The organism is Paracandidimonas soli, from assembly GCF_004342005.1.
Lineage (GTDB): Bacteria > Pseudomonadota > Gammaproteobacteria > Burkholderiales > Burkholderiaceae_B > Paracandidimonas > Paracandidimonas soli.
Window position 1 is genome coordinate 48,358 of sequence record NZ_SMBX01000014.1, and the last position, 9,163, is coordinate 57,520.

Sequence of the window (9,163 nt, forward strand, 5' to 3'; positions counted from 1 at the left end):
GCGTTCAGGCCTCGACCAGGCTGCCTTTTTCCATGACCAGTTGGCGCTGCGCCAGTACGGCCAGCGCCGGATCGTGCGTCACGATGATGAAAGCGGTGCCCTCTTCGCGGTTCAGCCTGACGAGCAGGTCGAACATGTTCTTCGCCGTTTCGCGGTCCAGGTTGCCGGTGGGCTCGTCCGCCAGCACGCAGGCGGGCTGCGTCACCAGGGCGCGGGCCAGCGCCACGCGCTGACGTTCGCCGCCGGACAACTGCCCCGGATGATGGTGCATGCGCTCCGCCAGCCCCACCTGCGCCAGATAGCCCTGCGCTACCTCGCGCGCCTTGTTCCTGTTCATGCGGCGCACGATCAGCGGCATGGCAACGTTGTCCAGCGCGGAAAACTCGGACAGCAGATGATGAAACTGATACACGAAGCCCAGCGACTGGTTGCGCAGCCGGCTGCGCTCGTTTTCGCCGAGCGCATCGGTCTTCGTGCCGTTGATCCGCACCGAGCCCGTATTGGGCCGGTCCAGCAGGCCGAGCATGTGCAGCAGTGTGCTTTTACCCGAACCGGAAGCGCCGATGACGGCAACCATCTCTCCCCTGGAGACATCCAGGCTGACATCGCGCAGCACATCGATGCGGCTGCCGCCCTCTTCGTAATGCTTGCTCAGGTTGCGCGCGCTGAGTACGACGGGATTGTTCATGGCGTCAGTCATGGCGCAGCACCTGTGCGGGTTGCAGGCGCGAAGCGCGCCAGCTGGGATACAGAGTTGCCAGCAAGGAAAGCACTAGCGAGGTCACGCCGATGACCACCATGTCGGCCACCTGCGGATTGGACGGCATCTGGCTGATGAAGTAGATCTGCTGCGGCAGAAACTGCACGCCCAGCAGGTTCTCGATGAAGGGTACGATCACATCGATGTTGTAAGCGACCAGCGCCCCCAGCAGCACGCCGGCCAGCGTGCCGATGACGCCGATCAGGGAGCCCTGCACAAGGAAGATGCGCGCGATTTCTCCCGGGTTGGCGCCCAGCGTGCGCAGGATGGCGATGTCTGACTGCTTGTCCTTCACCGCCATCACCAGCGACGACAGCAGGTTGAACGCGGCCACTGCCACGATCAGTGTCAGAATCAGGAACATCATGCGCTTTTCCGTCTGCACGGCGGCGAACCAGGTACGATTGTTCTGCGTCCAGTCCTGCACATACAGCGACTGCGGCAGTTGTCCGCGCAATTGCTGCGCCACCGCTGGCGCGCGGTGCATGTCGGCGATGCGCAGCCGCACGCCGGCCGCTCCGCTGTCGCGGAACACCCTGGCTGCATCCTCGGCATTCAGGAAGGCCAGCGATGCGTCATATTCGTAGTAGCCCGTGGAAAACGTGCCGACCACCGTCATCTGGCGCATCCGCGGCGTGAACCCAGCCGGCGATACCGAGCCTTGCGGCGCAAGCAGCAGCAAGGTGTCGCCGACCCCCACGCCAAGGCTGCCGGCAAGCTGCGACCCCAACACGACGCCAAAGCTTCCCGACTTCAGGTCCGACAGCCTGCCGCTTGCCATCTGGCCCGCCAGGTCCGACACATCGGACTCGTACCGCGGATCGATGCCGCGCGCCTGCACGCCATTGAGCGCGCTGCCGCGCGCCAGCATGGCCTGAGCCGCAACGAACGGCGCCGCACCGCGCACCTGCGTGTTTTCCTTGGCCATGTTTGCCAGATCCTTCCATTCCGCCAGCACCTGATCGGCCGACGAGCGCGGCGCATAAAGTTCCAGATGCGGCAGCACCGACAGCATGCGATCCCTGACCTGGGTCTGGAAACCGTTCATCACCGACAGCACGACGATCAGCGCAGCCACGCCCAGGGCGATGCCCATCATGGAGCTGGCCGCGATGAATGACACAAAGCGGTCGCCGCGCGCCGAGCGCTTGCGACCCCGCGACAGGCCCGCATAACGCGCGCCTATCCAGAACTCATACGACATGGATCACCATTTGAGGAAATTTCCGATATCAATCCCGGGACAAGGCTGCATCATAGCGCCTTGCATGCGATCAAGCCGCATTGTACGGTGATCGTCCGGGCCTCCTCGCAATTTCGGGAATCACACTACAATTCATCCCATGCAGATCGTCCTACCCGGCGCACTGCCTGAGCAGCCTCAGGCGCGCGAACTTTCCAAGCACCTTTCCTCGGCAGCGCCGACGCTGGCCCGCTGGCTGGCTGGCGGCCGCGCAACCATGACTCCTGCGCCGACCGCCGATGCCCGCTGCACGCCATTCGAGCAATGGCTGCTGCGCGAACAGGGCTTCGCTCCCCGCGGCGGGCAAGCCCTGGCTTCCGGATTGGGCCCGCTATGGCTGAAAGAATCGACGCTGCCCGATGCCGAGGACATCTGGCTGGCCGAACTGACGCATATCGCGCCGTCGCGAGACGGCGCCGTGCTGATTCCAGCGGCCCAGTTGTCCATCACGGACGCGCACAGCGCCGCGCTGCTGGAAAACGCCAAGCTGCTGTTCGAAGGTACAGGATTCATCGTCCATGCGCATACCACGAGCCGATGGCGCATCAGCCCTCCCGCCGGCTTCGCTCCGTCCTTCGCCAGCCCCGAGCTGGTCTCCATCACTTCGGTCAACGACTGGTGGACGCAGCAGGAAGACACCCGTCCCTGGCGGCGGCTGTTCAATGAGCTGCAGATGAGCTGGTTCAACCATCCGGTCAATGACGAGCGCGCGCAACAGGGATTGCCGCCCATCAATGGCCTCTGGCTGTTTGGCGGCGCCAGCAGGCAACAGCTGAGCGCGCCCGGCGCCCAGGAATACGCCATATACGATGCGCTCTACGAATACACTGTGAAGCAGGACTGGGGCGGCTGGATCGCCACGCTGGGCCATCTGGAGCAGACGGTCTTCGCGCCTGCCGGACAATCCACGCCCGAACGGCTGGTGCTGACAGGCCGCGAGCGCATCGTGGAGATCACGCCCGACAGACGCTGGTGGCGGAAATTTTTGCCGCCGGGCCGCTCCCAAGGCAAAAAACGCCCCCTCGGGGGGCAGCAAGCCGAAGGCGCAGCGTGGGGGCGCTTTTTCAAACCCTCTTCCGACAATTGGAGTTCATGGTGGTAAGCCCCGTCCTGGTCATACGGCCCACATTCGATCACGCCAGCCAGGCGCTGGAACGCGACGGCATCCACCCCCTGCTGGCCCGCCTGTGGGCGGCGCGCGGTCTCACCTCCGCCGCCGAAGCGCAATACGCCTGGAACGGATTGCTGCCTCCATCGGGCCTGACGCATTCGCAAGTGGCAGCCAGCGTGCTGGCCGACGCCATCGCGCAAGGCAAGCGCATCCTGGTCATCGCCGACTACGACTGCGACGGCGCCACCGCCTGCGCAGTCGCACTGCGCAGCCTTCGCTCCATGGGAGCCATCGTCGACTTCCTGGTGCCCAACCGCTTCGAGACCGGCTACGGCCTGTCGCCCGCCGTGGTCGAGCTGGCGCTGGCTCATTCCTCAGGCAAGCCGGACCTGCTGCTGACCGTGGACAATGGCATCGCCAGTGTGGACGGCGTGGCCGCCGCCAATGCCGCAGGCATGCAGGTCGTCGTCACCGACCACCACCTGCCAGGCGACACATTGCCCGATGCTCTCGCCATCGTGAACCCCAACCAACCCGGCTGCGGCTTCCCCTCACGCAACCTGGCCGGGGTCGGCGTGATCTTCTACGTCATGCTGGCGCTGCGCGCGGAGCTGCGCCGGCGCGGCGTCTTTCCGGCCAATGGAGGGCCGCGCCTGGATGCGCTGGCGGATCTGGTGGCACTGGGCACCGTGGCCGACGTAGTCAAGCTGGACACCAACAACCGCCTGCTGGTCACCCAGGGACTGCAGAAAATGCGCGCCGGGCAGATGCAGGCCGGCGTCCGCGCCCTGTTCGCCGTGGCGGCGCGCGAGCCTCGCGAAGCCAGCGCATTCGACCTGGGCTTTGCCCTGGGGCCGCGTATCAATGCAGCGGGCCGCCTTGCGGACATGAGCATCGGCATCCATTGCCTCACCACGGACGACGAAGGCCATGCGCTGGAACTTGCGCGCGAGCTGGACGGCATGAACCGCGAACGCCGCACCATCGAACTGGGCATGCGCGAAGAAGCGCTGGCCTCCATCGAACAGTCCCAGCCCGCCATAGGCGCCAGCGTCTGCGTGTACCATCCCGACTGGCACCAGGGCGTCGTCGGCCTGGTGGCCTCGCGCCTGAAGGAAACCTACTGGCGGCCCACGCTGGCGTTCGCCCGATCCGACGAAGGCGAACTGCGCGGATCCGGACGCTCTATTCCCGACGTGCACCTGCGCGATGTGCTGGACCTGGTCAGCAAGCGCCGGCCCGGCATGATCCTGAAATTCGGCGGCCACGCAATGGCGGCGGGCCTGAGTCTGCGGGAAGACGCCTACGACGACTTCGTGCGCCACTTCGACGAAGCCGTGCAGACCATGACCGGAAAATCCTCTTTCGATCCCGTCATAGAAACCGACGGCTCGCTGGATACGGGCTATGCCAATGCCGACGTCGCCATGCTGCTGCAGCAGCAGGTATGGGGCGCGGGTTTCCCCCCTCCCGTGTTCCTGGACGAGTTCCGCGTCGTACAGCAGCGCCTGCTCAAGGAAAAGCACCTGAAGCTGCAACTGGAGCGCGGCCACCAGCGCTTCGACGCCATCTGGTTCAACCATGCCGAGGCGCTGCCGGAGCATGTCCGGGTCGCCTACCGGCTGGATCGCAATGTCTGGAACAACCGGGTGTCCGTCCAACTGCTGATCGAACATGCGCAGGCCGCCTGAGCCGTCCCGACACGGCGCGACTGCCGCTATTCCTTTGCGGCAGGCGCCTGCGTCTTCGTTCCGGACAAATGCCTGCGCATCATTACATGCGCTATGCCAGCCTCGAAAAACCGCTCTCCTTCGGGTATGAATCCGTGCCGCAGGTAAAACGGCAGGGCATGCTCCTGCGCCGCGAGATACACCTGGGCGTATCCCTTCGATCTGGCGGACTCGACCAGGGCCGTCAACAGCAGGCTTCCAACCTTTCGGCCGCGATACTCCCGCAAAACAGCCATCCGTCCTATGCTGCCTTCGGGCAGCAAGCGCCCCGTGCCGACCGCCGTGTTGCCGGACCAGGCAACGGCATGCACGCACTGGTCGTCGCGACCATCCATCTCTTCTTCCAGGCTGACGCCCTGCTCGTCGATGAAGACGATCTTTCGCACAAGGGATGCCTGCACCTCGCACTCCTGCCACTCATGCAGCAATACCTGGAAAACCGCCTGTTCGCTCATGGACTCATCCCGTCTCTGTAAGTTCGATCCGTGGCTGTTCAGTGTACTACCGACAAACTGTCGCCCATTTCCGGCCAAACTGGCCTGCCACAAGCCAAACGGCTGGCAGTCGTCCAATTATGTTCACTGGCTTGCTATGATCCTCGATAATCGAATCTGGAAAAGAGTGCACCATGAAACGTATGCTGACACGCCATACGACGCTGTACCTGGCCATCGGACTGACGGTTCTGTTTTTCCTGCTGGCCCTGACCGGAAGCCTATGGTGGCTGCTTCCCGCACTGATCTGCGCCGGGCTGAGCTGCCTGGGGTTCTACGACCTGACGCAAATCCGCCATGCCATCCGGCGCAACTACCCCATTCTCGGCAATCTGCGCTTCTTCTTCGAATCGATACGCCCGGAGATACGCCAGTATTTCTTCGAGGACGACACGCAGCAATTGCCGTTTTCACGGGTGGATCGCTCCTTGGTGTACCAGCGCGCCAAACAGGAAATCGACAAGCGTCCCTTCGGCACGCAAGGCGATGTCTACAAGGCAGGCTACGAATGGATCAACCACTCCTTCGAGCCTTCGGTCATCGCCGACAGCAATTTCCGCACTGTCATCGGCGGGCCTGACTGCACGCAGCCGTACAACATGTCGGTATTGAACATTTCCGCCATGAGCTTCGGCGCTCTATCGGCCAATGCCGTGCTGGCCCTGAACAAAGGCGCGGCCATGGGCGGCTTCGCCCACGATACCGGAGAAGGCGGCATCAGCCGCTACCATACCGCCCACGGCGGCGACCTGATCTGGAATATCGGCTCCGGCTATTTCGGCTGCAACGATGGCCACGGCAATTTTTCGGAAGAGGTCTTCGCCAAACGCGCCCGCCAGGACTGCGTCAAGATGATCGAGTTGAAGCTGTCCCAAGGCGCCAAGCCGGGCCATGGCGGCATGCTGCCCGGCTCGAAAGTCACTCCGGAAATCGCCGCCGCACGAGGCATTCCCGTTGGCATCGACTGCAACTCGCCTGCGCATCACAGCGCGTTTTCCACACCGATCGAACTGCTGCAGTTCATCGCCCGGCTGCGCGAGCTTTCCGGCGGCAAGCCCACCGGCTTCAAGCTGTGCATCGGTCACGCGTGGGAGTGGTTCGCCATCGCCAAAGCCATGCTGGAAACCGGCATCACGCCAGACTTCATCGTCGTGGACGGCGCCGAAGGCGGTACAGGCGCTGCCCCCATCGAATTCGTCGATCACGTCGGAACGCCGCTGCGCGAAGGCCTGCGCCTGGTGCACAACACACTGGTCGGCATCGGCCTGCGCGACAAGATCAAGCTGGGTGCATCCGGCAAGATCATCAGCGCCTTCGACATGGTGCGAGCCATGGCATTGGGCGCAGACTGGTGCAACAGCGCCCGCGGCTTCATGTTCGCCATCGGCTGCATTCAGGCCCAGACCTGTCACACCGGGCGATGTCCCACCGGCGTCGCCACGCAAGACCCCAAGCGCCAGAAAGCGCTGGTCGTGGAGAACAAATCAGTGCGGGTTGCAAACTACCACCGCAATACCCTGAAGGCGCTGGCCGAACTGCTGGAGGCCGCCGGCCTTCCGCACCCGAACCAATTGCGCCCGCACCATATCGCGCAGCGTCTGGCCAATGGAGAGATTCGCGTGCTGTCGGCGCTGTTTCCCGATCTGGAGAAAGGCGAGCTGCTGGAAGGCAAATTCCGCCAGACCATTTTCCGTACTGCCTGGCCCATGGCTCAAGCGCATACGTTCACACCGACATACAGCTTGAGCGCCGCCCTGTCCGGCAACACCATGACCGAAATTCCAGGGCAGCAGGCATCGGCGCAACCGGGCTGATGCCCGGACTGCGCCTTGCCGTAACCGTCAGGCCTTGGCGGCGACGATAACGCTGGAAGCCTTGAAGATCGCCGTCACCTGGCTGCCCGCCTTGATACCCAGGTTGTCCAGGCTTGTGTTGGTAATGATCGCTCCGATCTGCACGCCATCGCCTGCGTCGATCACGATATCCGAGTTGACAGCGCCCTTGCTGACCACCGTCACCGAACCGGAAAACTGGTTGCGGGCCGAGAAGACCAGTCCATTGGAGTCCGCAGCCAGAATGACGGATGAGGCCTTGATCAGAGCGACAACATCGGAGCCTTCCGCGAGGTTCAGCTTCTTCGTGCTGTCGCCGGTGATGATGGCGACGATATCACGATTGGGCGATACGTTGATCACGATCTCGTCATTGACCGCGCCCGTGCGGATTGCCTTGATTTTGCCTTCGAACTGGTTTCTTGCGCTGGTCTTCATTGCGTGCTCCTGATCAGAGTGAGTTGCCTATCCAGCGCAGATCTTAGCATCGCCGCATGCCAGCCATCATCGACTACGCGACCGGCTTTTGATTCCGGGCATCCGTCACTTATCCCCACTGTCTGTGAATAACCCTGGGGGTATCCGTAGAGTACATGCTCCAAAGCCAGCGCCGGCGCGGACTGGCGACTCTCTGATCACGAAATGCCCACCTATCCTTGCCGGCGGGATCAGCCCTCGACGTCGATCAATTGCTCTGCCAACCGGGCGCCGGCATGCAGGCCCTCTTCTTGCGAGGCAAAGGTGTACTGATGCTCCGCGGACATCAGCAACTCGCCATGTTCGCCTTGCCCATTGCCGCCGTCGAAGACCTCCACCCAGACGCTCCACCTGCCCTGCTTGTCGTGGGACGGCTGGCAGTGAACGGCATAACTGCGATTTCGATAGCTTTCCATCACTACATCATCAACTTTCATGCCTGTCTCCTTGTGGCCGGCCAATAGGCCTACAGCCTGTTGCGGCGCAGCCTTTCGGAAGCCGCCTTGTTCAAGCGCCTGGCTTCTTCTTCGGCATACTGCCTTTCTCCCGGTTCGTACGAGCCTTCATACATGCAGCTTTTGGGGTTGAGCTTGCATCTGTTCTCTTCCATTTCCTGCTCTGTTTCCCCGAAGCCCAGCATGGAGCACCCCGAAACGAGCCCGACAAGACACAGGGCCATGCCATATCGGCCAAACCTTTGAATCGACATTGTTCAAATCCACAAAAATGCTAAGGCTATTTGTATCGCAGATTGCATGGAGCGGCAATACGAAGGCGGGCGGTTCCCCTCTGCCGGCCCCATAAAAGATGTAACCTGGACACCGCCATATCGCTAGGCCGGCGATGGCGAACATCGCTGGGCAACATATACTTCACCGATGCCGGATGCTCAAAGCCAGGTTCCGGTCATGCATATCGATTTCGACAATGCGCTGCAAGAACACTGTTACCAAGCATTCCTTTACAGCAAGGCAGATAAAGCACATACTTGCCGGAAGCCATACTTTGCCAATACCCATTGGTCAAAACACATTGGCCCCAAAAACAATTATTAGAATTGTCTTTTTTGCCCGCAATCATGCTGGCCTCACTTCACCAAAACCCAAGGCATTCGCAAAAGCTCCGGCTCTTCCGAGCACGGTAGTTGCTGTCGTGGAGATTTAACGGAAAACAATAAACTGAATACGCAAACGCATAAACCGAATACCCAGACACGCGCTATCGCTGTCAAGCACAACAATTGCCAAAAACGCCTGCACTATCAAGAGAAAAACAGCCAAGACGTCACGATCCAGGACGTCATTGAATCGCGCGCGCAACTCATATCGGCCCTCAGAATGAAATTTCCCGGCCTTCCCTTCTGACGCCGGCCGATCCAAACATCATTAAAGGCTCTCGCTCTCATTGAGCCTATTCGCCCTCGTTACTATCTTCCTGTCCCGAGATAGTCGGGACTCTGGCCAGCCAGGTCCGGCATGATTCCTGCCCCCAGTCGTCCATGATCCGGGGGGTGTTG

General features: G+C 61.9%; 9 protein-coding genes. 3 read left to right on the plus strand and 6 right to left on the minus strand.

Translation table 11 applies throughout. The features are described 5' to 3' along the window. Window positions 1-4: 4 nt before the first annotated feature. Both lolD and EV686_RS17680 read right to left on the minus strand, forming a co-directional pair. Window positions 5-700 carry a lipoprotein-releasing ABC transporter ATP-binding protein LolD gene (lolD, locus tag EV686_RS17675; protein WP_132478284.1) on the minus strand — a complete coding sequence of 232 codons (696 nt, stop codon included), beginning with the start codon at window positions 698-700 and terminating at the stop codon, window positions 5-7. Beyond that, entirely contained in the window at window positions 693-1,925 is a 1,233-nt protein-coding gene (locus EV686_RS17680; RefSeq protein ID WP_377748293.1) for a lipoprotein-releasing ABC transporter permease subunit, read from the minus strand. Before EV686_RS17680 ends, lolD begins: the two co-directional genes overlap by 8 nt. A 178-nt stretch (window positions 1,926-2,103) precedes the next feature. On the opposite strand from EV686_RS17680, the gene EV686_RS17685 reads away from it, so the two are divergent. Further along, on the plus strand, window positions 2,104-3,105 hold the full coding sequence (locus tag EV686_RS17685; RefSeq protein WP_132478286.1) for a hypothetical protein: 1,002 nt from the start codon (window positions 2,104-2,106) through the stop codon (window positions 3,103-3,105). Then, complete coding sequence (gene recJ, locus EV686_RS17690; protein WP_165972678.1) at window positions 3,099-4,805, plus strand: single-stranded-DNA-specific exonuclease RecJ; 1,707 nt, start codon at window positions 3,099-3,101, stop codon at window positions 4,803-4,805. The genes EV686_RS17685 and recJ overlap by 7 nt, the downstream gene beginning before the upstream one ends. Window positions 4,806-4,831: 26 nt before the next feature. Here recJ and EV686_RS17695 read toward each other — a convergent pair whose 3' ends face one another. Then, window positions 4,832-5,299, minus strand: coding sequence for a GNAT family N-acetyltransferase (locus tag EV686_RS17695; RefSeq protein ID WP_132478288.1), 468 nt, complete (start codon window positions 5,297-5,299; stop codon window positions 4,832-4,834). A gap of 173 nt (window positions 5,300-5,472) precedes the next feature. Here EV686_RS17695 and EV686_RS17700 point away from each other — a divergent pair, with 173 nt between their 5' ends. Beyond that, window positions 5,473-7,152: an FMN-binding glutamate synthase family protein gene (locus tag EV686_RS17700; protein ID WP_132478289.1), complete on the plus strand. Its 1,680-nt coding sequence runs from the start codon at window positions 5,473-5,475 to the stop codon at window positions 7,150-7,152. Window positions 7,153-7,179: 27 nt separating this feature from the next. Here the strand turns inward: EV686_RS17700 and EV686_RS17705 are convergent, their stop codons facing one another. The 3 genes from EV686_RS17705 to EV686_RS17715 form a co-directional block, all read right to left on the minus strand. Further along, window positions 7,180-7,608, minus strand: a complete 429-nt coding sequence (locus EV686_RS17705; protein WP_132478290.1) for a TOBE domain-containing protein — start codon at window positions 7,606-7,608, stop codon at window positions 7,180-7,182. 230 nt (window positions 7,609-7,838) lie between these two features. Next, a complete protein-coding gene (locus EV686_RS17710) occupies window positions 7,839-8,084 on the minus strand; it encodes a hypothetical protein (RefSeq protein ID WP_132478291.1) in 246 nt (81 codons plus the stop codon). 29 nt (window positions 8,085-8,113) lie between these two features. After that, window positions 8,114-8,326: a hypothetical protein gene (locus EV686_RS17715; RefSeq protein WP_243650946.1), complete on the minus strand. Its 213-nt coding sequence runs from the start codon at window positions 8,324-8,326 to the stop codon at window positions 8,114-8,116. Window positions 8,327-9,163 lie beyond the last annotated feature (837 nt).